Source organism: Psychroserpens sp. NJDZ02, from assembly GCF_004843725.1.
Taxonomy (GTDB): Bacteria; Bacteroidota; Bacteroidia; order Flavobacteriales; family Flavobacteriaceae; genus Olleya.
In genome coordinates this window covers 810255-833689 of record NZ_CP039451.1, presented here as the reverse complement: position 1 = coordinate 833689, position 23435 = coordinate 810255, and the positions used below count along the sequence as shown (strand labels likewise).

22 protein-coding genes are annotated in these 23435 nt (G+C 33.0%); 13 read left to right on the top strand and 9 right to left on the bottom strand.

Going from position 1 to position 23435, the window contains the following annotated elements:
• Nucleotides 1–24 precede the first annotated feature (24 nt).
• Together E9099_RS03740 and E9099_RS03735 are read left to right on the top strand one after the other, a co-directional pair.
• Complete coding sequence (locus tag E9099_RS03740; protein WP_136582376.1) at nucleotides 25–3735, top strand: metallophosphoesterase; 3711 nt, start codon at nucleotides 25–27, stop codon at nucleotides 3733–3735.
• A gap of 10 nt (nucleotides 3736–3745) precedes the next feature.
• Complete coding sequence (locus E9099_RS03735) at nucleotides 3746–5032, top strand: DUF2254 domain-containing protein (RefSeq protein WP_136582375.1); 1287 nt, start codon at nucleotides 3746–3748, stop codon at nucleotides 5030–5032.
• Here E9099_RS03735 and E9099_RS03730 read toward each other — a convergent pair.
• The gene (locus E9099_RS03730; protein WP_136582374.1) at nucleotides 5027–5833 is read right to left on the bottom strand and encodes a hypothetical protein; all 807 of its coding nucleotides are present in this window, start codon (nucleotides 5831–5833) and stop codon (nucleotides 5027–5029) included. The two genes, E9099_RS03735 and E9099_RS03730, sit on opposite strands and share 6 nt — an antisense overlap.
• A gap of 86 nt (nucleotides 5834–5919) precedes the next feature.
• Here E9099_RS03730 and E9099_RS03725 point away from each other — a divergent pair, with 86 nt between their 5' ends.
• Together E9099_RS03725 and E9099_RS03720 are read left to right on the top strand one after the other, a co-directional pair.
• Nucleotides 5920–6606, top strand: a complete 687-nt coding sequence (locus E9099_RS03725) for a glycerophosphodiester phosphodiesterase (RefSeq protein ID WP_136582373.1) — start codon at nucleotides 5920–5922, stop codon at nucleotides 6604–6606.
• A complete protein-coding gene (locus tag E9099_RS03720) occupies nucleotides 6603–7814 on the top strand; it encodes an NAD(P)/FAD-dependent oxidoreductase (RefSeq protein WP_136582372.1) in 1212 nt (403 codons plus the stop codon). The genes E9099_RS03725 and E9099_RS03720 overlap by 4 nt, the downstream gene beginning before the upstream one ends.
• Before the next feature lie 296 nt (nucleotides 7815–8110).
• Here E9099_RS03720 and E9099_RS03715 read toward each other — a convergent pair whose 3' ends face one another.
• A complete protein-coding gene (locus E9099_RS03715; RefSeq protein WP_136582371.1) occupies nucleotides 8111–8677 on the bottom strand; it encodes a TetR/AcrR family transcriptional regulator in 567 nt (188 codons plus the stop codon).
• A gap of 201 nt (nucleotides 8678–8878) precedes the next feature.
• On the opposite strand from E9099_RS03715, the gene E9099_RS03710 reads away from it, so the two are divergent.
• The 5 genes from E9099_RS03710 to E9099_RS03690 are packed head-to-tail and all read left to right on the top strand — an operon-like array spanning nucleotide 8879 to nucleotide 13724.
• Nucleotides 8879–9961, top strand: coding sequence for a diphosphomevalonate/mevalonate 3,5-bisphosphate decarboxylase family protein (locus tag E9099_RS03710; protein ID WP_136582370.1), 1083 nt, complete (start codon nucleotides 8879–8881; stop codon nucleotides 9959–9961).
• 28 nt (nucleotides 9962–9989) lie between these two features.
• Nucleotides 9990–10919 (top strand): mevalonate kinase, encoded by a 930-nt coding sequence (locus E9099_RS03705; RefSeq protein WP_136582369.1) that lies wholly within the window; start codon nucleotides 9990–9992, stop codon nucleotides 10917–10919.
• Between the two features lie 34 nt (nucleotides 10920–10953).
• Nucleotides 10954–11859 carry a geranylgeranylglycerol-phosphate geranylgeranyltransferase gene (locus tag E9099_RS03700; protein WP_136582368.1) on the top strand — a complete coding sequence of 302 codons (906 nt, stop codon included), beginning with the start codon at nucleotides 10954–10956 and terminating at the stop codon, nucleotides 11857–11859.
• Between the two features lie 4 nt (nucleotides 11860–11863).
• Complete coding sequence (locus tag E9099_RS03695; RefSeq protein WP_136582367.1) at nucleotides 11864–12814, top strand: carbon-nitrogen hydrolase family protein; 951 nt, start codon at nucleotides 11864–11866, stop codon at nucleotides 12812–12814.
• Between the two features lie 55 nt (nucleotides 12815–12869).
• Nucleotides 12870–13724, top strand: coding sequence for a pseudouridine synthase (locus tag E9099_RS03690; protein ID WP_136582366.1), 855 nt, complete (start codon nucleotides 12870–12872; stop codon nucleotides 13722–13724).
• A 93-nt stretch (nucleotides 13725–13817) separates the two neighbouring features.
• On the opposite strand, the gene E9099_RS03685 is transcribed toward E9099_RS03690, so the two are convergent.
• From E9099_RS03685 to E9099_RS03665, 5 genes are all read right to left on the bottom strand, one after another.
• Entirely contained in the window at nucleotides 13818–14552 is a 735-nt protein-coding gene (locus E9099_RS03685; protein WP_136582365.1) for an SDR family oxidoreductase, read from the bottom strand.
• Nucleotides 14536–14934, bottom strand: coding sequence for a DoxX family protein (locus E9099_RS03680; RefSeq protein ID WP_136582364.1), 399 nt, complete (start codon nucleotides 14932–14934; stop codon nucleotides 14536–14538). Before E9099_RS03680 ends, E9099_RS03685 begins: the two co-directional genes overlap by 17 nt.
• 4 nt (nucleotides 14935–14938) lie before the next feature.
• Nucleotides 14939–15742: a haloacid dehalogenase type II gene (locus E9099_RS03675; RefSeq protein ID WP_136582363.1), complete on the bottom strand. Its 804-nt coding sequence runs from the start codon at nucleotides 15740–15742 to the stop codon at nucleotides 14939–14941.
• 50 nt (nucleotides 15743–15792) lie between these two features.
• Nucleotides 15793–16395, bottom strand: a complete 603-nt coding sequence (locus E9099_RS03670; RefSeq protein WP_136582362.1) for a TetR/AcrR family transcriptional regulator — start codon at nucleotides 16393–16395, stop codon at nucleotides 15793–15795.
• A gap of 102 nt (nucleotides 16396–16497) precedes the next feature.
• On the bottom strand, nucleotides 16498–17409 hold the full coding sequence (locus tag E9099_RS03665; protein WP_136582361.1) for a dihydrofolate reductase: 912 nt from the start codon (nucleotides 17407–17409) through the stop codon (nucleotides 16498–16500).
• Nucleotides 17410–17669: 260 nt separating this feature from the next.
• On the opposite strand from E9099_RS03665, the gene E9099_RS03660 reads away from it, so the two are divergent.
• The gene (locus E9099_RS03660) at nucleotides 17670–17966 is read left to right on the top strand and encodes an isoamylase early set domain-containing protein (RefSeq protein ID WP_136582360.1); all 297 of its coding nucleotides are present in this window, start codon (nucleotides 17670–17672) and stop codon (nucleotides 17964–17966) included.
• A gap of 343 nt (nucleotides 17967–18309) precedes the next feature.
• Nucleotides 18310–18465 (top strand): hypothetical protein, encoded by a 156-nt coding sequence (locus E9099_RS19130; protein ID WP_168800710.1) that lies wholly within the window; start codon nucleotides 18310–18312, stop codon nucleotides 18463–18465.
• A 10-nt stretch (nucleotides 18466–18475) separates the two neighbouring features.
• On the opposite strand, the gene E9099_RS03655 is transcribed toward E9099_RS19130, so the two are convergent.
• On the bottom strand, nucleotides 18476–19369 hold the full coding sequence (locus E9099_RS03655; RefSeq protein WP_136582359.1) for an IS1595 family transposase: 894 nt from the start codon (nucleotides 19367–19369) through the stop codon (nucleotides 18476–18478).
• A gap of 58 nt (nucleotides 19370–19427) precedes the next feature.
• Between E9099_RS03655 and E9099_RS03650 the strand changes: the two genes are divergently transcribed.
• Nucleotides 19428–19838 (top strand): conjugal transfer protein TraO, encoded by a 411-nt coding sequence (locus E9099_RS03650; protein WP_168800709.1) that lies wholly within the window; start codon nucleotides 19428–19430, stop codon nucleotides 19836–19838.
• A gap of 29 nt (nucleotides 19839–19867) precedes the next feature.
• Complete coding sequence (locus E9099_RS03645) at nucleotides 19868–22756, top strand: PKD domain-containing protein (RefSeq protein ID WP_136582357.1); 2889 nt, start codon at nucleotides 19868–19870, stop codon at nucleotides 22754–22756.
• 130 nt (nucleotides 22757–22886) lie between these two features.
• Here E9099_RS03645 and E9099_RS03640 read toward each other — a convergent pair whose 3' ends face one another.
• A complete protein-coding gene (locus E9099_RS03640; protein WP_136582356.1) occupies nucleotides 22887–23414 on the bottom strand; it encodes a hypothetical protein in 528 nt (175 codons plus the stop codon).
• Nucleotides 23415–23435: the final 21 nt, after the last annotated feature.

Here is a 23435-nt window from a genome sequence, read left to right as displayed (position 1 = left end):
AAAAAATAAAACTCTCAACCTTTAATGACAAAAAATAACATATTTCTAACGTTTACTTTCGCTTTTCTACTAAGTAATTGTGCCTCTTTTGAAGCGCAGTATAGAGATGAAATTTCGACTCAAGTCGAATTGCCTAATAAAAAAGTTCACAAAACATTTTATTTGGTTGGTGATGCTGGTATTTCTCCTGATAATGGTTTTTCTAAAGGTTTAACAGCGTATAAAAATTTTATTAAGGATAAAGAAACAAAAGACGATTATACAATATTTTTAGGAGATAATATTTATCCTGCAGGTTTGCCAAAAAAGGATCATGAGTCTTACGACGAAGCTAAAAATAACATTCAAGCACAAGTTAATTCGGTTAAAGGTTTTGATGGTAAAGTTTTGTTTATTCCGGGTAATCACGATTGGTATGCCAATGGTTTACATGGTCTAAAAGATGAGGAGAAATTTATCGAAGACGCTTTAGGAGAAAATACATTTCAACCAGAAAATGGTTGTCCATTAGAGGTTGTGGAGGTTAGTGATGCCATCGAGTTAATTATAATTGATACCCAATGGTATCTAGAAAATTGGAATAAGCATCCAACGATAAATGACGAGTGTGAAATTAAAACAAGAGAGCGTTTTCTTTTAGAATTAGAAGGCGAATTTAAAAAAGCGCAAAATAAAACAGTCATTGTCGCGATGCATCATCCAATGTATACCAATGGCTCGCATGGTGGGTTTTATTCTAAAGACAAACATTTATTTCCATTTCAAAGTAATTTGCCTCTACCAGGTTTAGCGTCTCTTTTTACGCAAATTAGAACGCAAGGAGGTGTGTCTATTCAGGATCGTTTTAACGAGCGTTATAACAAAATGATGAACCGTATTAAGACCTTAGCGTTAGAGTATCAAAATATTATTTTTACATCCGGTCACGAACATACATTACAGTACATTGAAGATAGTGGGATAAAGCAAATTGTATCTGGAGCTGGGGCTAAAGGGTCAGGAGCATCTTTAAGTAACAATGGCTTATTTGCTTATGGAAAACAAGGTTTTGCGATATTAACTATATATGAAGATGGAAGTAGTTATGTTAGCTTTTATGGCGAAGAGAATGAGCAAGCAAAACTATTGTATACGAAACAGGTTTTTGATAAAAAAGCACCGGAATATGACCTATCACAATTACCAGATAGTTTTCCTGTGACAACACAGGCTTCTATTTATACAAAAGAAGAAACGGATAAAACAGGGGTTTATCAAGCCTTGTTTGGAGAGAAGTATAGAGACTTATATAGTCAAAAAGTTGAAGTGCCTGTAGCAACTTTAGATACTCTTTATGGTGGTTTGGAGATTGTAAGAGAAGGAGGAGGGCATCAAACAAGATCTTTAAGGTTGCAAACCAAAGATGGCCGTCAATTAAATATGAGAGCCTTGCGTAAAAGTGCAACGCAATATTTGCAGACGGTATTGTTTAAAGAAACCTATCTGAGTGATGATTTTGATAAGACTAAAGTAGAAGATTTAATTTTAGACTTTTATACAGCAGCACATCCTTATGCCTTTTCTGTGGTTCCTGATTTATCTCATGCGGCGGATGTGTATCATACCAATCCAAAGTTATATTACATTCCAAAACATAAATATTTAAAGGATTATAATTACAATTATGGAGGCGAATTATATTTAATTGAAGAGCGTCCTGAAGATAATTATTCTGACGAGAAAAACTTTGGTTATGCTGATGATATCGAAAGTACACATGATATTATTAAGAAAATACGTAAAGACGAAAAATATAAAATAGACGAAAATGCATTTGTAAGAGCGCGTTTATTTGATATGCTTTTAGGAGATTGGGATAGACATCAAGACCAATGGCGATGGGCACAATTTAATCAAGAAAACGGTGATAAGTTGTATAAGCCAATACCAAGAGATAGAGATCAAGTGTTTTCTAATTTTGATGGTGCGATTTTAGATATTATGCGTTTTATTTCTGGATCTACAAAGCAATTACAAGTGTATGATGCGGAGTTGAAGGATATCAAATGGATGAATAGTGCTGGTATAAAGCTTGATAAGGTTTTAATTCAAAAATCAGATAAGTCTGTATGGTTAAAGCAAGCACAATATTTGAAGGAGCATATTACCGATGCTGTGATAGATGAGGCGTTTAGTAAAGTACCAAAAGAAGCTCAAGACGAATCATTGCAAGAAATTAAAACCTTTCTGAAAGGGAGACGTTCTAATTTATTAGATATAGCTGAACGTTATTCTGATTATTTAAACGAATTAGTCATACTTACCGGAACAGATAAAGATGATTATATAGAAGTTAAAAGAATTGGTGATAATGAAACTCAAGTCATTATTTCCAGAATTAAAAAAGGAAAAAAAGCAGATGTAATTGTTGATCGTACTTTTAATAAAGATATCACTAAAGAATTATGGATTTATGCATTGGATGATGATGATATAATTGAAGTTACAGGAAAAGCTAATAATTTAATATTTACAAGGATTATTGGAGGTCAAAACAATGACGAGTACATTATTAATAACGGAAGACGTGTACGTATTTATGATCACAAATCGAAGCCAAACACGATTACTAAAAACGATGGCGCAAAAATAAACTTCACAGATATTTATAATAATAACTTATTTGATTTTCAGAAAAACATAGTAAAAACGAGTGTAATTACACCTAGTTTAGGTTATAATCCAGATGATGGTTTTAAAGTTGGAGTTGGTTTTAATTATACAGTTAAAGGATTTTCTCGTAATCCATACTCGCAACAACACCGTTTTAAAAGTGGTTACTTTTTCGCGACTAGCGGATTTAGTTTAAATTATGATGGAGAGTTTGCTAATCTTTTTGGAGATTGGAATTTACACGTCTCTGGACAACTAACCAGTGAGAATTTTACTAACAACTTTTTTGGTTATGGTAATCAAACAGCTAATAATGATGATGTTTTAGATTTAGATTATAATCGAATTAAAACAAGTATTTACGCCGCAAGTGTAGGGGTTTTGAAAAAAGGAGATTTCGGGTCGGATTACGGCGTTAAGGCATTAGTAGAAGCTATTGAAATTGGAGAAACGCCTGATCGTTTTATTGAAACTTTAGAGCCTTCTGCAATTAGTACTGATTTTTATGGAAGACGCTTGTTTGCAGGAGTAGAAGGGAATTTTAATTATCATAGTTTTGATAATGCTTCTAATCCAACTAGAGGTATGACTTTAGGTCTTGATGTTGGAGCAAAGACAGAACCAGAAGATACAAAATACACCTATGGTTATATAAATTCAGAGTTAGGGTTTTATAATGCTTTATCTACAAACAGAAAGCTAGTCTTAAAAACAGACTTACGTTCTCAATTACGTTTTGGTGATGATTTAATTTTTTATCAAGCAGCAAACATTGGTGGCAATAACGGTTTAAGAGGGTATAGATTACAACGTTTTACAGGGCAGAATAGTTTGACAGGTAGTGCAGACGTTCGTTATAGTTTTAATCAATTTAAAACACGAGCATTACCGTTACAATTAGGAGTGTTTGCGGGAGGAGATGTAGGACGGGTTTGGACTAAAAATGGAGATTCTAAGGTGTGGCATAACGATTATGGTGTTGGTTTTTGGGTAACTGCAGCCGATAGTGTTTCGGGGACGTTTAACTTTTTTAATAGTGAAGAAGGTTTACGTTTCTCTTTTGGATTTGGCTTGAATTTTTAATAACCAAAACATGAGAAATATTATAGTCAATGGTTTTGAATATTTAAAAAAGTTAGAAAGCAAAATAGCCTTTTATCCAACGGTATACAGTCTGTTTGGTGTGATCTTTGCCTTTTTTATGTATTACGTAGAAAATAAGGGTATTTCTGCTTACTTAATGGATCATGTTCCTTTGCTGGTTATTAATAATACGGCAACTGCTTTTAATATTTTAACCACTTTTATTGCAGGGCTAATATCAATTATGGTATTTAGTTTTTCCATGGTTATGGTTTTGCTTAACCAAGCATCAAGCAATTTTTCGCCAAGAGTACTGCCTGGTTTAATTTCTAATAAACGTCATCAAAAAATATTAGGGATTTATAATGCGACTTTACTGTATTGTATATTTACTATGGTTTCAATTGAGCCAGACGGTGATAAATACCAATTACCTGGTTTTTCAGTGTTGTTGGCTATTGTTTTAATGGTGGTGTGTTTGGGCGCTTTTATTTATTTTATTCATTCTATTTCTCAAGAAATACAAGTGCATAATATAATGCAACGTATTTTTTCTGAAGCTAAAAACAGATTAGATAAACTTATTACTTCAGAAAAGAATAGTAGTAATAAGTTTCCTGAGACTGAGAAATGGACAACTTTCAAGTCGGTGTCAACTGGTTTTTTACAAGATATAATATTAGAACCTGTATTAGAGTTTGCTAAAAATAATGAGTGTAAATTTCATGTGTTAGCAGTAAAAGGGCAATATGTTTATAAGGATAAACCGTTGTTTAAGTGTAGTATGAAATTAGAAGCGGAAGCGCTTGAAGATGTGTTGAGCTTTTTTCAATTTTCTAGAGACGAAGTCATTGATGATAATTACGTGTTAGGTTTTAAACAAATTACCGAAATTGCAGTTAAGGCTATGTCGCCAGGGATAAATGATCCAGGAACGACAGAGATTGCAATAGATTATTTGACAGAATTATTTGAAAAAAGAATGCAGAAGCAAGATGTCAGTATTTTACAGCATAATAATGACTCTTTGGTTAAGATTAATACTGTAAGTTTTAAAACTCTTTTGTTTTTTGTGTTAGCTCCAATACGGACTTATGTCAAACACGATGTTGTCGTTGTTATTAAATTAATACACATGCTTAATCACTTAGCTTTTAACGTGAATAGTAAAAATAATAGCTATGTTAATGCAATCAAAGTAGAAGCTAGTAAGCTTTTTGAAGACGCTAAAGGAGCGATTAGTAATGAAGCGGATCTAAAATTAATCACACAACATTTAAGTGCTTTTAATTTATAGTTTCAAGCTGTAAATATGGTTGTCTTCTTTTCCAGAATCCTCATCAGTAATATAAACGGTTGTATTGTCTTTAAAACAAATGCCCTCTTTTTGGCTGTCGTGTTTTAAATCTATTTTAGTGACAACACCTTCAAAAAAGTTATCCGTCTTAAATTTGGTTAAAGTCCAAATACGGTCGTGATTTAAAAGCACAACAGTTTTTCCGTCAGGACTAATGTCTGCAGAGGTTACACGTGTATCTTTGCCTTTTAATTCGTATTCTGTAACATAAGTAGCAACATGTTCTCCTACTTGGTTAGGGACCTTAAGAAGCATTGTTTTCTTGTTTTCTTTGCTAAAAATATAAAAGTTGTCTTTCCATAAAAAAAACGATTCAAAATCTTCTGACTTAACAGATTTTGGTAATGTGAAGCTGATCGTTAGTGCTTCCGTTTTATCATCAACATTTGCTAAATTTTCGATTTTATAAATAAAGAAGTTTTTTCGTTTTCTAGAGTTGTTCCCAAAATCACCAATATATAGACTGCCCATGCTATCGCTAGTTAGGTCTTCCCAGTCTTGGTTTTTTATATTGCTAACGTCAATATCTCTAATGATGTCTCCTTTTAGGTCTAAACCGTAAACATTGTTTTTATTTCCTGCATCTTCAATAGTCCAAACTAAATCAGAATTACTAATTAATTGCGCAGCAGAGGCTTCTTCTAAATGACTATCTATAGACCCAATTACAGTTAGTTTTCCTGTATTGCAAGACATAAAAAGTAATGCTGAAACTAGTATTGGTTTTAAATGAAATGTCATAAATTGTGATGCTTTTAAATTCAATTAAATATAAACATATATCAATGCAAATCTAACTTTGGAATCTTAAAATATTGATAAAATTTATGAATAAAATTCTTAAAATTGGTCATAGAGGCGCTAAGGGGTATGTCGCCGAAAACACGCTAGATTCTATAAAAAAAGCTATGGCTCTTGGGGTTGATGGTGTCGAGATTGATGTGCATTTATGTAAAAGTGGAGAGGTGGTTGTTTTTCATGATTTTACATTGGATAGAACAACAAATGGAACAGGTCGTATTGGCGATTTTTCTTTAAGTGAATTAAAAAAACTTAAAATTGATAAGCAATATGAAATACCGACTTTACTAGAGGTGTTCGATTTAATAGCCGATTCTATTATCATTAATATTGAATTGAAAGGTGATAATACAGCACAACCAACGAGTGATATCATCAATTATTATGTAGCCAATAAAGGATGGTCAATGGCTCATGTGTTAGTGAGTAGTTTTAAATCGTCCGAATTAATGGCTGTGTTTAATTATAATTCAAACATTCCATTAGGCGTGTTAACAGAAGGAGCTTGGTCAGAGGCTTTAGTGTTTGCAAAAACTATAAAAGCAAAAGCTATACATCCTGATTTTAAGATGTTAACTAAGGAAAATGTTAGAAAGGCTAAAGCGCTTGGGTTACAAATTAACACCTGGACGGTAAATAAAAAACAGGACATAGAAAAAATAATAAGTTATCAAGTAGATGCTATAATTAGTGATTTCCCAGACAGAATATGAAACAATACGATGTAATAATTATTGGAGGTGGTGCAGCAGGTTTTTTTGCTGCAATTAATATAGGAGAATTACACCCAAATTTGAAAGTCGCCATTTTAGAACGTGGTAAAGATGTGCTTGGTAAAGTCAAAGTCTCTGGCGGAGGACGCTGTAATGTGACGCATGCCGAGTTTGTGCCTCAAGAGTTAACAACATATTACCCTAGAGGCGAAAAAGAATTGTTAGGGCCCTTTCATACGTTTATGACAGGTGATACCATGGGGTGGTTTGAAGATAGAGGCGTGGCGTTAAAAATTGAAGATGATGGTCGTATTTTTCCTGTTAGTAATAACTCTCAAACTATTATCGATTGTTTTTTAAGTGAGGCGAATAAGCATAAAGTTGAGGTGTTAACTAATCAATCTGTGCTAGGTTTTAAAAAAACAAATGCGGATTGGGAGATTGAGACTAAAACAGATCATTTTTTGGCAAACAAAATAGTAGTAGCGACTGGAAGTAATCCAAAAATATGGTCTTTTTTACAAGAACTAAATCATACTATAATTAAACCCGTACCCTCTTTATTTACGTTTAATATTACAGATGATAGGATTAAAGATATACCAGGCGTTGTTGCACAAAATGTTACGGTAAAAGTAGCTGATTCCAATTTGGAATCTTCTGGGCCATTATTAATAACGCATTGGGGGATGAGTGCACCTTCTATTTTAAAACTGTCTGCTTTTGGAGCTTTGGAATTGGCCGAAAGGGATTATAAATTTAATATTGAAGTTAATTTTATAAACCAGGATAATGACGTTGTGCTTTCTAGTTTAAAAGATATTAAACAGGAGTTGTCTAAAAAAACCGTGTTAAAAGCAACACAATTTGATTTGCCAAAACGTTTATGGAAAACACTAGTTATGGCTTCAGATATTACAGAAGAAACAAGGTGGGCTGATCTTAATAAAGCACAATTAGAAGCTTTAAGTAATCAATTAACTAAAGCTGTTTTTAAGGTGGATGGTAAAAGCACTTTTAAAGAAGAGTTTGTTACAGCAGGAGGAATAGATCTTAAAGAGGTCAATTTTAAAAATTACAAAAGTAAGTTACATGATAACTTATATTTTGCTGGCGAAATAATTAATGTTGACGCTGTGACTGGTGGTTTTAATTTTCAGAATGCATGGACAAGTGCTTATATTGTCGCTAAAAATTTAGATAGTTAAATAGTGAAAATAGAAGGCTAATTAAAGGGCCTTTTGAAAAGCGGTCCTTTTAATAAACATGAGAGCCAGGCTAGCTATTTTACATTAGTGTATACTAAAGTTAGTAAAACACAAAAAGCAGTCGTTAGTCAGGTTGTGATTTTCCGAAAGAAAAATGTAACCTAACTAACGACTGCAAGTGTTTGTATTCCAATATAAGATTTGGTGACTAAAGCTAATAATATTTTTTTTGAGAAAAATAAAAAGCGCACCAAACATCAGAAATTTTAAAACATTAAATAAGCTTTTAATGCTTACTAGTTAGTTTTGTATTTAACCGAATCCCACGACATTTCTAAAGCAAAATCTATTTCTTGTTTAGTCATTTCTAAATCTTCGGTAATCTTTAAGCGCATTGCAGAGACTACATCTCCAAAAATCATTTGTAAAATTAATCTAAGTGGGACGTTTCTTAGCTCTTTATCCAATATGCCTTGCAAAAAGAAATCTCTAATATTACCTATGTAAGGTATTCCTTTTTTTACAATCTCTTTGGATATAATAGGAGGTACGGCAACATATTCAATAAATTGAAAAGCTAATGGGTTACCAACAAAATAGTTGAATAAATTTAACCACATGGCGTCGTATTTGTCTTTGAAACTTCCGTTTTCTGGAAGATTTGCCATTAAGACAATACCATAATCTTTTATGATCATCAAGTAAATTTCCTCAATAATTTGATTTTTAGTTTCAAAATAATGATAAATTGTACCAACAGCAACATTTGCTTCTCTGGCAACTTGAGACATGGGTGTAGCGTGTACACCTTGTTTTACCACTAGCTCTAGCATAGTGATAATAATACGTTGTTTTTTGTCCATAAGGAATAGACTTTGTTTTTTAAAGGTAAAAAGCAGTGAAGCGTAGTTTTAGGGAACTTTTTTACCTATCAGTTAACTTATTAAATCGTTTGAATGTACATTTATCACGTTTAAAATCAGTGTTGTGAATGTTCATTCGGTTGCAAAATTAATAAAATAGTTTAAATATTAAGGTTATCTTTGCATAAATTTAGCTTTTAAATGAACTTAAAACATTTTTTGGTACATAATTATCAGTATTCGCCTTCAAATGGGGTTGTTTCTTGGTCATCACCAAGTAATATTGCCTTAGTCAAATATTGGGGTAAAAAGGAACATCAACTGCCTGAAAACCCCTCAATAAGTTTTACTTTAGAGTCTTGTAAAACAATTACAGAACTTATATTTGAAAAAAGAGAAGGTACAACGGATGGTTTTTCATTCGAAGTTTTTTTAGATGAAGAATTCAAACCTGATTTCCATCCTAAAATTGAAACTTTTTTTAAGCGTATTGAAAGTTATTTGCCTTTTTTAAAAGATTTTCATTTCATTATAAAAACAAAAAACACATTTCCTCACAGTTCAGGAATAGCATCTTCTGCTTCCGGAATGAGTGCTTTAGCGTTGTGTTTAATGAGTATAGAAAAACAAAAAGATCCAACAATTTCTGATTCAGATTTTATTCAAAAAGCGTCATTTTTGGCAAGATTAGGTTCTGGTAGTGCCTGCAGAAGTCTTGAAGGCGATTTAGTCGTTTGGGGAGAACATCCAGGAATTGAAGGTAGTAGCGATTTATTTGGTATTAAATATCCCTATAAAGTACACGATAATTTTAAGAACTATCAGGATACCATATTACTAGTGGATAAAGGCGAGAAACAAGTTAGTAGTACGGTTGGTCACGATTTAATGTATGGGCATCCATTTGCGAAACAACGTTTTAATCAGGCTGTTGATCATATTTCTACTATCAAAAACATATTAGAAACGGGAGACCTAGATGCTTTTATTGCTTTAGTAGAAAGTGAGGCATTAACACTGCATGCGATGATGATGACAAGTATGCCTTATTTTATTTTAATGAAACCCAATACATTGGAAATTATAAATAAGATTTGGAGTTTTAGACAGGATACGGGTTTACCCATAAGCTTTACTTTGGATGCTGGTGCTAATGTCCATGTACTGTATCCTGAAAAAGATGCAGTTAAAATTTTAGAATTCATTAAATTAGAGTTGGTTGCATATTGTCAAAACGGTCACTATATTTGTGACAAAATTGGTTTTGGAGCAAAACAGTTGTAACTTTATAAAATCAATGATTAGATAGCATATGAAAGGCCCCTTATTTTATTCAAAAATATTATTGTTCGGAGAATACGGAATTATTAAAGATTCTAAAGGTCTCTCGATACCTTATAACTTTTATAATGGCGCACTTAAAACAGAGGAAAATCCTTCTGAAGAGGCACAAAAATCAAATGAAAGTTTGCAACGTTTTACGGAATATCTATCTAAAATAGATAATAATTTGGTTGTTTTTGATATTGAACTATTAAGAAAAGATGTTAATGCAGGTATGTATTTTGACTCATCTATACCTCAAGGATATGGCGTTGGTAGTAGTGGTGCATTAGTAGCTGCTATTTATGATAAATATGCACAAGATAAAATAACGGTTTTAGAAAATTTAACTAGAGAAAAATTATTATCTCTTAAAGCTGTTTTTTCTGAAATGGAATCTTTTTTTCACGGAAAGTCTTCTGGTTTAGATCCTTTAAATAGTTATTTAAGTTTACCAATTTTAATAAACTCTCAAGAAAATATTGAAGCGACAGGTATTCCAACGCAAAGTAGTGATGGACTTGGTGCTGTGTTTTTATTAGATTCTGGTATTATTGGTGAAACAGCACCAATGGTAAGTATTTTTATGGAAAACATGAAGCAAGAAGGCTTTAGAAAAATGCTTAAAAATCAGTTTATAAAACATACGGATGCATGTGTTGATGATTTCTTAAAAGGAGATATCAAGTCGTTATTTAAAAACACAAAACAATTATCTAAAGTCGTACTTAATCATTTTAAACCTATGATTCCAACTCAGTTTCATGAGTTGTGGAAAAACGGAATCGAATCCAACGATTATTATTTAAAATTATGTGGCTCTGGAGGTGGAGGCTATATTTTAGGATTTACACCAGATATTAAAAAAGCAGAACAAGCACTAAAAGATTATAAGCTTGAAGTCGTTTATAATTTTTAATTATAGTCTTAAATATTTTCAGAATTAAATACTAATGTCAACCAGAGAGCAAAAACATCTTTTCTTAAAGTTTTTTAGTATGTTTTCTGTGGTTCGGGGCTACAATATTCTGGTGATTGTAATGGCTCAGTATTTGGCGTCCATTTATATATTCGCTTCAGATAAGCCTTTAAAGCAGGTGTTGTTTGATGTTAATTTATTAATGTTGGTGCTAGCAACTGCTGCAGTTATAGCTGGTGGCTATATTATCAATAATTTTTACGATTCCGAAAAGGATCTTATTAACAAACCCAACAAGACTCATTTAGATAAATTAGTAAGTCAGAACACTAAGCTGTCGTTCTACTTCGTTCTTAATTTTTCTGCAGTAGTTATGGCTAGTTATGTTTCATTTAAACCGGTTTTGTTTTTTTCGTTTTACATTTTTGCTATTTGGTTTTATTCACATAAATTAAAAAAAATACCGATAGTTGGTAATGTGGTTTCAGCGATATTAACTTTAACGCCGTTTTTTGTCATTTTTGTATATTACTATAATTTTAGGTCTGTTATATTTGTACATGCTACATTTTTATTTTTGATAATTTTTATCCGTGAGTTAACTAAGGATTTAGAGAATATTAAAGGTGATCTAACACTTAATTACAGAACAATACCTATTGTTTATGGAGAGAACACCTCAAAGAAAATAATTACATGTTTGGTGATATTAACGCTTTTTCCGGTATACTTTTTAATCACTAAATTTGATATTGGAGAAATGTATATGTATTTTTATATGTGCGAAATTTTACTAATAACGTATATTTTGTTGCTATGGAAATCCACGACAAAAACACAATACTTATGGTTGCATAATATTTTAAAATTTATTATTGTGGCTGGCGTTTTTAGTATTTTATTAATAGATATAGATTTAGTTTTAAACCGAATACTTTAAATTTATGGAACACACTTTAAAGGTGGCCATTGCGCAAATTACACCTGTACTTTTAAATAAAGAAGAAACACTAAACAAGGTAGAGCAATCTATAATTGATGCCGCTAAAATTGGATCAGAGTTAGTCGTGTTTGGAGAAGCATTGGTGCCAGGGTATCCGTTTTGGGTCGCTTTAACTGGTGGGGCCGAATGGAACACTAACGTGAATAAAGAGTTACATGCGACTTACGTTAAAAATTCAATTCAAATAGAGGCGGGCGAGCTAGATGCTATTTGTAATTTGGCAAAACAGCATACTATAGCTGTTTATTTAGGAATTATGGAACGTGCTAAAAATAGAGGCGGACATAGTATTTATGCGTCTTTGGTGTATATTGACGCTACCGGAATTATTAAATCAGTACATAGAAAATTACAGCCCACTTATGATGAGCGTCTAACTTGGGCACCAGGAGATGGTAATGGGTTGCAAGTCCATCCTTTAAAACAGTTTACAGTAGGAGGTTTAAATTGCTGGGAAAATTGGATGCCACTGCCAAGAACAGCTTTATATGGGTTAGGAGAAAATCTTCATATTGCAGTATGGCCGGGTAGTGACCATAATACTAAGGATATTACACGTTTTATTGCTAGGGAGTCCAGAAGTTATGTGATTTCTGCTTCAAGTTTAATGACTAAAATAGATTTTCCAGAAAACACACCACATTTAGATAAGATATTAAAGGCTGCACCAGATGTGTTGGCTAATGGCGGGAGCTGCATTGCAGGGCCAGATGGAGAATGGCTTATCGAGCCTGTATTGCATAAAGAAGGCTTAATTACGGCTACATTAGATTTTAATCGCGTGTTGGAAGAGCGACAAAATTTTGATGTTGTAGGGCACTATTCTAGACCGGATGTAACCAAACTTACAGTTAATAGACAGAGACAATCTACAGTAGAGTTTAACGATTAATAATGTTTTTAATTTATTATCAAAAAAACATTGTAAATTTGCAAAAAATTATATCATGAGTAAAGCACGCGAAGGAAAGGATAAAGGAAAAGGAAAGGCGAAGCCAAAAGCACCTTTTAGACCTAAAAAAAGAGTGAAAGATGATGCTGTAGTATCTGCTAAGCCTGCTTTTGATAAAAAACCTAGTCAGAAAAAAACATCTAATCCAGGCGAAATACGTTTAAATAAGTACGTCGCTAATTCTGGGATGTGTTCTCGTAGAGAGGCAGATCAACATATTGCTATGGGCTTAGTCGCTGTAAACGGTAAAATTGTTGTGGAAATGGGGTATAAAGTCAAGTTGGAAGACGAAGTACGTTATGATGGTGCAAGAATAAATCCAGAAAAAAAGGCTTATGTGTTATTAAACAAGCCTAAAGGGTTTGCTACAACAACAAGTGAGCAAAAAGGAAAAACGGTTATGGACTTGGTTGGAAATGCAACGAGTTCTAGAATAAAACCTATTGGACGTTTAGGTCGTAACTCTACAGGTTTATTATTATTTACTAATGACGAGAAAATTGTTGAACGTTTTACAAATTCGAATAAAGGAATAGAGCGTTTATTTCATTTAGAGTTGGATAAAAACTTAAAAATGGAAGACATGAAAAAGATAAGAGAAGGTTTTAAAGTAGAGGGGAAGTCCGTTAGAGTGGAAGAGATAGATTACGTTAATAATATTAAAAACGAAATTGGAGTAAAAATCAAAAACACGGGTAATACCATTTTACATACTATTTTTGAACACTTAAAATATGAGTTAGTAAGAATTGATTGTGTACAAATTGCACACTTAACTAAAAAGGATATTCCAAGAGGAAATTGGAAAATTTTAACAGAGCAAGAATTGAATACGCTTAAAATGTTATAGTTAGAAGATTTTTAATGTTATATCAAAATATTAAAAAAAAAAGCAAAATCCTATTTTAGGATTTTGCTTTTTTTTGTTTAAATTAATAAGTTGTTATACGAGCGCACCATTGGCGCCAATCACTTGACCAGAAATCCATTTAGAATCGTCGCTTGCTAAAAATAATACCACTTTTGCAATATCTATTGGTTTGGCAAGTCTATTAAAAGCATTCATGCCACTTAGTTTGTCGATAAACTCTTGAGATTTTCCTTTTAAAAATAATTCAGTTTCAGTAGCTCCCGGAGCAATAGCATTAACTGATACGCCTCTACCTATCTCTTTGGAAAAGACTCTTGTCATTTGTTCTACAGCAGCTTTTGACGCAGAATAAAGCGCATAGGTTGGAAACATTAATTTAACAGTACTCGAGGATACGTTTATTATATTACCATTGTTAGCTAGTTTGCTTTCCGCTTCTTGTAACGTGTTAAAAACACCTCTGACGTTAATGTCAAACTGCTTGGTAAAGTCGTCTTGCGTATTGTCTTTAATTTTTTTGGAAATCATGACTCCAGCATTGTTTATTAGAACATCAATTTTTCCAAAATGGGCAATCGCTTTATCAAATAGTTGCGTGACATCTTCTTTTTGACTTACATCTGCTTTTATGGCAATTGCTGCACCACCTGCTTTTATAATGCTGTCCACAGTTGATTCTGCTTCTTCAGCGCTATTGGAATGGTTTACAATTATTTTTGCTCCATTTTTGGCTAGAAGTAATGCTATTTCTTTACCAATTCCTCTAGAGGATCCTGTTACTAGTATTACTTTATGGTCTAGTGTCATGTTGTTTTGTTTTTGGATTAATTAATTGGTTTAATCTGTATAGTGATACTAAAGTTAAAACGATAGCTATAATCACCAGTACTATTTTGGGTTCAGGTCTTGCAAAAAACTCTAATAGTAGTGCAGAGATCATGGTTGTTAGCAAAAAAGCAAAGGCTATTTTTCCAATAGTTTGATGACCTTTTATTGCAAAAAGCAATAACAATAGGGCTAGAGCTAGCTCGGAAATCCCTGTAAAAATTCTAAAAATATCTGCATTCAAATGGATGGCATTTTCAAACTGTTTGAAGCCTGCGATACTTTGGGGTTTTGCTAATAATTTAGGAATAGCAAAAAAGACCATAACTAGGATAATAACTATATTTATGATTTGGTTTTTCATTAGTTTAATGACCTAAAGCTATTAATTTATCTGTAATTAGTGCTAAATCAGAGGCTATTATTTCTGGTTTATCAGCTAAAGGATATAATTGTGCACCAGGTCTACTGATAAACGCGCCACGCCAATTAGCCCAAAGTGCACCAGCTATGTCCCAACCATGTGCGGCTATTAGCAAGCATTCTTCAGGTTTTATTTTCATTTTTCTTGCAGCCCATATATAAGTGTCAGTATGTGGTTTAAATTTTCCAATATCTTCTACACTTAAGCGCTCATCAAAGTAATCTAATAAGCCTGAGTTTTTAAATTGTGTTTCGACACCTTTATTAGACGAGTTGGTAAATGATACTAATTTGTAACCGGCATCTTTTAATTTTTGAAGAGAGGCTTTCACTTCTGGATGTGCAGGTAATGATCTAATGGGACCCAAAATAGAGTTTTTTGCTTCTTCTTCTGTAAGTGTAATGCCATTGTTAGAAGCTACCATTTGTAAGGCTGCAGCTCCGATAATACCAAAGTCATGGTATTGATTGGCTACGGTGTTTACTAGAGAGTATTGTAACATTGTTGTAAACCATAATGGTAATAAATCAGATCGACCTCCTAGGACTTTTCCAACACTATCCTTCATTGCTGTCAGATCTAATAAGGTTTCATTAACATCAAAGAATAATACTTTTGGACGTATCGAAATTTTGGGTGCTTCTGTTGTGTTTTCTGTTGCGCTAGAAAAGGCTAAATGTGGCGCCACTAAACTAGCTAATGCGGCTTTTTTGATGAAATCTCTTCTTTTGTTTGTCTCTTTTTTCATAGGTATATATTTTAAAACATACTAGTCGGTATGTTTTAGGTTAAAAAAAATTATGCTTTTATTTGTTGGAAGTATAAAGATAGGCCTAAAATGTAGTCGTCAAGAATATCGTCATTATCATAAAGCTTTCTGATGCCTCTAATCCCTTCAAAGGCACTTATTAAGTAGGTCGCAACAGCTTTACTGGATACTTTTTTGCTGATCGTGTTTTCTTTTTGGCCTCTATCTATTAAATGGATCAGTGCCACTTTCCAATCTTCTATTATATGTCGTAATGCTATTTGGTATGCTGCTTCAAGATCACCAACTTCATTAATAAAATTGTTCATGGGACATCCATGTTGTTTGTCGTATAATGGGAATGATTTTAGGCGATCTAAAAAGGTGGATTCTAAAATATGGATTGCGTTTCCTGGTTTGTATAGAGGAGCAATCATTCCGTCATGCACTCTTTTTTGAACTTTTAGGCTTATTACTGAAAGGCCGAGTTCTTTTTTGTTTTTATAATGATGATAAAAAGCGCCTTTAGTAAGTTTAGTCGCTTTCATTATGGTGTCAACACTTGTTGTCTTAAAACCATTTTCATAAAACAGTTTAAACGATTCATTTAAAATGACTTGCTTAGTAAGTTCTGATTTTTGATTTTGTAACATCTTACAAATGTAGACCTAAAAGATACTATCAGGTATGTTTTAGGTGTTAAACTTAAATTAAAATTGTAGTTAGGGGTTTACTATGGGGTAGTTCTGATAAATTTATGTTCTTTCGTAAGTTAAAAAAGAAAACTCAAAGTCATGATTTTCATCTTTTTTATGAAACGTATTAGCCGTTTCTTTCCAAACAGATAGGTCTATTTCAGGGAAAAAGGTATCTGCGTCAAAATTAGCGTGTACGCGTGTTATCTCTATTTTAGACGCATAGGACATGGCGAGTTTGTATATTTCTCCACCACCAACAATAAAGGGTTGCGTATCTTTTTTGCTTATAGCAATGGCATCTTCTAAATTACTTACAACAATAACACCCTCTGGAGCGGTGTAATTTTCTTGTCTAGTAATAACAATATGTGTACGATTAGGTAATGGTTTTGGGAAGCTTTCAAAAGTTTTTCGTCCCATGATGATATGGTGACCAGACGTTAGTGTTTTAAAACGCTTTAAGTCATCACGTAAGTGCCAAATCAGATCGTTGTTTTTTCCAATTTCGTTGCTTTCTCCAGCAGCAACAATCATAGTTAGATTGTTAACTATTTTACTGTTAGTGTTTTTAAACACTTTACTTTCGGCAATATGCAGATCTTCCTTTTCTAATTGAAACTTAAGTTTTTCAATTCTTACGTTTTGTTTATTGACTAGTTTTGCTAATTGTTTGTCTTCCCAATCCTTACCCATGAATTTAGAAGTAACAAATACACTAAAGAAGTGGTATAATAGAAAAAATAACCATGCCATTATAGCTAAGACAAACCAATCAATTCCGAAAAATTTAATCTCTTTACCTGTGTATAAAACTGTACTAATTACTATTAACAATGCAGCGCCAATTAAGAATATTACAAAATGGGTATACAATCGTTTTTTTTGTTTTATTCTACGTTGTGCATTTTTAATTAACTCTAATTGTTCTTTATCTATTTGAGGGGTCTTTTTTTTCTTTAATCCAAACATAAGTTGTGTTTATAATGTAAAGTTAATGTTTTTATAAGATTTCTATTTAAAATTTAACGTAAAAGCACTACTATCTGATTTATAATATTTTAGGGTCTGGTTATTGTAATTATTATTAACAATTTAAAAGCGTTAAATTGTTAATAACCAAATATTTAGTTCTTAAATTTGATAATCTGATAAAAGTTTAAAATTAATTATTTTTTAATTTGAAGAGTGAAAAAATCTTGACTAATTTTATATAACTAAACAATAATATTATGGCTATTAAGAAACAATTTTTGAAAAGCAAACCCCTTTGTAAAGTTACTTTTACTGTTCCGGCAGCAGAAGCAAAGCAAGTGACTGTTGCAGGTAATTGGAATGAATGGAATACCGAAGTCGAACCATTGAAAAAGTTGAAAAACGGAACATTTAAAGGGACTGTAAATCTAAAAGCAGGTCAGGCTTATGAGTTTAAATATGTTGTTGATGGAGAATGGCAAAATGAGGTAGAAGCAGATGACTATACTTGGAATGCTTATGCTGCTGCGGATAATAGTGTCCTAAAGTTGTGAGTCTTTTTAAAGACTTAATGTTAGGCATATAAAAAACTTTCTTGCGGAAGTTTTTTTGTTTTTAACCAATCTGTATTTTACAATTATAATTAATAATAGGTTTTTTTTGCATTTCATCCGCTAAATAGAATAATTAAACATATATGTGTTTTGTTTTTTCTTTAAAATGATATATTTACGGCTTAAGTTGATTTTGCTTTTAAGCATGTGATGCTTTTTTTTTGTGATTTTTTTGATCTACTCCGCTAATAGTAGGTCAAAATAGTGTCTCAAATTAAAGCGTATGACATCAAATCAACTAATATATAGTGACATAATATAAATATAAAAAACATATTTTTAAATGCGATCAACCAAGCTTTTAATTAAATTACTCTTACCTGCTGTTTTCTATTTAAGTACTGCCAATACCGATTTACATGCTCAACGTGATAATAAAACTATAGATTTTATTGGAGGTTATTCTCAAGATGGAATCGGGTTTAATTTAAATTTGTAGAGGTCAGTAGTTAGTTACATATAATTTGTTTATGACTAACTTTTTCTTTTTCGACCATTTTGGTTATTAAGTTATTGAATATTGTAGCTTTGCTTTGAGAGCGATTAATTCTAAAACAAAATTCATTAAAGTATCTATTAATATTAGAATGACTTACCCAAGAATATGTTGTTCTTATCCATGATTTTATTTGATGTATCATGGTGTGAAGCGCTTTAAAATTCATTCCTCCATTACTTTCAATTTGTGTAATATTATAAGCTTTTGCAATAGGTCTGTAACCTCTCCATTTATCGGTTATCACTTTAGCTTCTCGGCTAATATGATTTACAAAAATATATTGAAGCGAACGTGCTGAAAAATCTTCAATTTTCATGGCGTACATTCTTTTTACTTTCCCATCATCAGTTAACTCAATAGCTGTGATAGCCTTTTTTTTCTTCGCATTATAACTTCTACCAACTTTATCTTTTTCTTGTCCGCCAAGCACAAATTCATCAACGTGCACAATACCAGTCATGGGACTATTTCCACTACTTTGCATAGCTTCTCTGATTTTAAGCATAAATAAACGAGCGGTCTTTTCAGTGACACTAAAGCGAACGGCAACATAGCTTGCCGAAAGACTTTTGGTACTGGTGCTCATTTCAAAAACAATAAAAAACGCCTTTCTAATACCAAATTTTACTTTGTGAAATAGTGTGTTTGAAGTTGCTGATTCTTGATGCGAACAAATATTACAAGTGCGAGAAAAATCCTTTCTTATCTGAGCTTTTTTATGGTTACATTTAGTACATATAAAACCATCTGTCCATTTAATATCTGCTAAGTATTTCTTACAATCTAGGTCTGTTTTAAACCGATCGGCAAACTCTAGAAGGTTTTGTCCTTTAAATATATTCATAATAACACTGTATTAGTTGACTTCTAAGGTATGAATTTACATACCTACCTCTATAAATTTGAATTATTTTGTCGATCGAGAGCAATTTATTCAAGGTGGTATTTATTATTCTAAAGGCGTAGTTAAAAATGGAAATATTGAAGTTCCGTTTAACGTTTTTGCTTTTAATGCAGGCTTTTTTCAGGATGTTTTCGCTTCACGAATAAGTTCTTTCAAATTTAGTTTAGGTGGTGGCGTATTAGTTGGTTCTGAAATTGTTAATAATGGAGAAAACCAATTGCCAAGTGGAATTACCTTAAAGGATCGGTCTAAAATTATTTACGGTGGCTATTTAAGCGCAGAAATGGAATTGTATTTGTCTAATGAATTAAGCTTTGTACTAAAGGCTAATGAAAATTATCATATAAATAGTGATTTAGGAGAATTGATACCTTTTTTCGGTGCTGGTTTGAGATACTTTATTGATTAAAATACTAATTACAGGAATAAACTTATATTATGAAGAAAGTACATTACATAGTTTTAGCAGTCTCAACATTAGTGATGACATTTTTTGCTTGTACTAAAGAAGCCGAATTTTTATCTGATTTTTTTAGTATTACAGAAACCCATAATAGTATTGCTACTATTAATTATAAAGAACCGACCTCTATACGTATCATTCCTAGTAATATGGTTACTGGGGATGTCTATGAGTTTAGTTATGCTGTTACAGAAGGGGATGGATATTTGAGATATGCTAATCAAAATCAATTATCTCAAAATACGCAGCACGTTTGTGAAGATTTAGCTTTAGAATTAGAATTTGTTGGAACAGAGATAGGTTTAGCAGTAATCGCATTTACTGTTACGGACTATACTGGAGCAAGCGAAGAGATCTTGTTACCCTATAATGTGATTCATAATACTTTTGAATGGAATGCTGACCCTGAAGTTACAGAGGTTGGACTAAATCAGGAAACACCTCTAAGCTTAGTTTTAAATAATACAGGTGTGGATCAATCAGTGGCCTATGTTTCTCAAATTACGTTTGTACAAGGTTCAGGTATTGTAAAATTAACGGACGATACAGGAAGCTCAACGACTGCAATAGAGCAAGGAGAATCATACGCTATAGCGGATGGACAACATCTCTATAATTTAACTTTACAACAAATAGGAGTAACCATTATAAAATTTGAAGGAACCGATTCTAATGGACAAATTAAGGAAGATATAGTCACTTATAACGTGGGTGAAGTTGATTTTACGCTATCTACAGCGGGGGATGGTTCATTGGTTTTGAATACACAAAAAAACTTTGCTACAATTATAACACAAGACACGCCTGATCCTTCAATTACTTATAATGTAACCTTTACTTTAGTATCTGGTACAGGATCTGGAGAAGTGTACTTAAACAATGCTCTAGTACCGCTTGGCGTAGCTCAAACAGTTACTGCAGGTAATACGTCATTTCAATTTTTAGGAACAAGTGTTGGTAACGTTGTCTTATTGGTTTCAGTTGTAGATTCTAACGGAAATCCTGTGCCTGCCTTAACCTCTCAATTAAGCTTTATAGTTCAGGAATCAAATGCATCTAACACAGACCCAACGGTTGTGATAGACCAAGGTGCTTATTTTGATATCGCAGAAGATACAATAGACTCTATTTTTAGTGCCACAGCAACAGATGCTGATGGGGATAGTGTAACCTATTTATGGACTGTAGATAATGCGGATGTGATATTAGGTACGATAACTTCTGAAGAGGTCAGTATCAATACAACAGGTGTCGCAGGAGGGACAACATTTGTATTAACAGTTACAGTTTCTGATGGTAATGGTGGTACTAGTAACGATTATATAGTTATTACTTTAGATGAAACAGGAGACCCATCAAATACAGATCCTACGGTTGTGATAGACCAAGGGGACTATTTTAATATCGCAGAGGAAACAACAGATACTGCTTTTCATGCTACAGCAGCAGATGCAGACGGAGATACTGTAACATACTTATGGACCGTAGATAATGCAAGCGTCCTATTAGGTTCGACGACATCTGAGGATGTTAGTATCAATACAGCAGGCGTAGCTGCAGGGACAACATTTATTTTAACGGTTACCGTTAGTGATGGTAATGGCGGAACAGCGACTGATTTTATTATAGTTACTTTAGACGAGGTATCAAATAATCCCCCTACAGTAAGTATTGTTGATGATACTTACTTGGTTAATTCTGGAGTAACCAATTTTGCAATTAGTGCTGTTGGTAACGATGTTGATGGAGATGTGCTAACTTATGCTTGGACTACAAATAGTACAGCTGTCGTGGTTAGTAACCCAGGAGAAACAGAAGCCAATTTCGATGTTAGTAGTTTGTCAGCAGGAGATTCTTTTGTAGTTACTGTTACAGTTACTGATGGCAATGGTGGTACAGCAAGTGATACTATACTGGTTATTTTAGAAGAAAATGTACTACCAACAGTTACCATTGTGGAAGGACAATATTACTATATTCCATTTAATGAAGTATCTAGTGCGTTTACTACAGTAGTGGATGACCCAGATGGAGATGTGGCTAATTTACAGTATTCATGGACTTCAGATGATGTTAATGTCATTTTTGAAGCAGATAACCTGCAAGATGTTAATGTTGATGCTACAGGTGTAGCTACCGGAACAATATTTATTGTCACCGTTACCGTAACGGATGAAAATGGAGGAACAGCTAGTGATTATATTGTTGTAGTTAAAGAGGAATCGAGTAATAGTGTAGCACTAGAGGTTACAGGAGGGAAATGTACTACTGATTTAGTAGGGGCTGTCTGGGAGACTGTTTATGTCCCAGAAAACACATTAATAACTAATGGAGTTACATTATATAGTAATGCAGGATTAACCCAAATATATGATGGTACTGGCTTTAAAAGAATCCGAACAGCGGATGGGTTATTGTATAATTATCATTATAGAATAGATACTACTAGTCCTGGTGTTCTTGCCTCAGAAACTGAATGTCCAGACACGACTCCAGGTGGATGTACGGAGCTAACCATTAATAGTTCTCCTCCGGCTAGTAACGGAGGTGGATTTAATGGTACTTTAGATTTTTCATGTGGAGAACCTGATGAAGTATTATATCTTAATTTTCAAATTGTAACTACTTCGGGAACGGCAGTTTTTCAGTCGATTGACTTTATGTATCCTGTTACAGTACAATTTTTAGATCCGATTCATGAGTGGAGAACTGGAAGAGTTCAGTTAGATTCAAGTGGTAATGCCACAGCTGATTATATGATAACAGATCATACTGCGAGTGGTATTTATTTAACAGTAACGATTACAGGAAGAGATTCTAGTGAACCAGTACCTTCATCCAACTCGACCGTAATAATTAGATAAGTGTTACGGAGGCAATGTTAAGGTTGTTGTACTTTGGGGATATTATTAATTTGGATATCTATAATTAAAACTTGATGTAATCTAAGGTTAAACTAAAACAGGCACTAAATTAAGTGCCTGTTTTAGTTTATTATTTTTCTTTCTTGAGGACTGGCTTTTTATTGGTTATAGTATCTGTTGGAGTCGTTGTTCCAACATTACTAAAAACGATAGGGAAACTATAGTTGGTGGCTGCGGGTCTGCCTCTATGCATTGCTGGGGCGTACATTTTTGGAATTAATTGTATAACGCGGATCGCTTCGTCTTCCAGTTTAGAATGAGGGGCTCTGGCTTTTACATCTACAATTTCACCTTTTTGATTAACCTTAAACATCGTGTTTATTTTAATACGTCCTGATGGCAACTCTAGGGAGTCACTAATGCTTGTGTTAAAATTTTTAGACACATGTTTGGCTATCAATTTTGAAAAACAATGGTTCTTGGCATTGTTACCACTCAGGTCTTGACAACCGTCATATATAGGAGGGGTTTCTACTACCGCAAATGGAATATCTACGTTTTCTTCGTTAGTTGGCAATTTATCATCGACGTCTTCAATGTCTTGAGCAAATGCTATTGGGGTTAACAGTATAAAATATAATAGGATTATTTTGTTCATCGGTTAATGTTTTAAGACGGT

What these genes read in the sequence shown, in the direction of transcription:
- E9099_RS03740 (WP_136582376.1), top strand. Translation starts at nt 25, where the DNA reads ATGACAAAAAATAACATATTTCTAACGTTTACTTTCGCTTTTCTACTA.
- E9099_RS03735 (WP_136582375.1), top strand. Translation starts at nt 3,746, where the DNA reads ATGAGAAATATTATAGTCAATGGTTTTGAATATTTAAAAAAGTTAGAA.
- E9099_RS03730 (WP_136582374.1), bottom strand. Translation starts at nt 5,833, where the DNA reads ATGACATTTCATTTAAAACCAATACTAGTTTCAGCATTACTTTTTATG.
- E9099_RS03725 (WP_136582373.1), top strand. Translation starts at nt 5,920, where the DNA reads ATGAATAAAATTCTTAAAATTGGTCATAGAGGCGCTAAGGGGTATGTC.
- E9099_RS03720 (WP_136582372.1), top strand. Translation starts at nt 6,603, where the DNA reads ATGAAACAATACGATGTAATAATTATTGGAGGTGGTGCAGCAGGTTTT.
- E9099_RS03715 (WP_136582371.1), bottom strand. Translation starts at nt 8,677, where the DNA reads ATGGACAAAAAACAACGTATTATTATCACTATGCTAGAGCTAGTGGTA.
- E9099_RS03710 (WP_136582370.1), top strand. Translation starts at nt 8,879, where the DNA reads ATGAACTTAAAACATTTTTTGGTACATAATTATCAGTATTCGCCTTCA.
- E9099_RS03705 (WP_136582369.1), top strand. Translation starts at nt 9,990, where the DNA reads ATGAAAGGCCCCTTATTTTATTCAAAAATATTATTGTTCGGAGAATAC.
- E9099_RS03700 (WP_136582368.1), top strand. Translation starts at nt 10,954, where the DNA reads ATGTCAACCAGAGAGCAAAAACATCTTTTCTTAAAGTTTTTTAGTATG.
- E9099_RS03695 (WP_136582367.1), top strand. Translation starts at nt 11,864, where the DNA reads ATGGAACACACTTTAAAGGTGGCCATTGCGCAAATTACACCTGTACTT.
- E9099_RS03690 (WP_136582366.1), top strand. Translation starts at nt 12,870, where the DNA reads ATGAGTAAAGCACGCGAAGGAAAGGATAAAGGAAAAGGAAAGGCGAAG.
- E9099_RS03685 (WP_136582365.1), bottom strand. Translation starts at nt 14,552, where the DNA reads ATGACACTAGACCATAAAGTAATACTAGTAACAGGATCCTCTAGAGGA.
- E9099_RS03680 (WP_136582364.1), bottom strand. Translation starts at nt 14,934, where the DNA reads ATGAAAAACCAAATCATAAATATAGTTATTATCCTAGTTATGGTCTTT.
- E9099_RS03675 (WP_136582363.1), bottom strand. Translation starts at nt 15,742, where the DNA reads ATGAAAAAAGAGACAAACAAAAGAAGAGATTTCATCAAAAAAGCCGCA.
- E9099_RS03670 (WP_136582362.1), bottom strand. Translation starts at nt 16,395, where the DNA reads ATGTTACAAAATCAAAAATCAGAACTTACTAAGCAAGTCATTTTAAAT.
- E9099_RS03665 (WP_136582361.1), bottom strand. Translation starts at nt 17,409, where the DNA reads ATGTTTGGATTAAAGAAAAAAAAGACCCCTCAAATAGATAAAGAACAA.
- E9099_RS03660 (WP_136582360.1), top strand. Translation starts at nt 17,670, where the DNA reads ATGGCTATTAAGAAACAATTTTTGAAAAGCAAACCCCTTTGTAAAGTT.
- E9099_RS19130 (WP_168800710.1), top strand. Translation starts at nt 18,310, where the DNA reads ATGCGATCAACCAAGCTTTTAATTAAATTACTCTTACCTGCTGTTTTC.
- E9099_RS03655 (WP_136582359.1), bottom strand. Translation starts at nt 19,369, where the DNA reads ATGAATATATTTAAAGGACAAAACCTTCTAGAGTTTGCCGATCGGTTT.
- E9099_RS03645 (WP_136582357.1), top strand. Translation starts at nt 19,868, where the DNA reads ATGAAGAAAGTACATTACATAGTTTTAGCAGTCTCAACATTAGTGATG.
- E9099_RS03640 (WP_136582356.1), bottom strand. Translation starts at nt 23,414, where the DNA reads ATGAACAAAATAATCCTATTATATTTTATACTGTTAACCCCAATAGCA.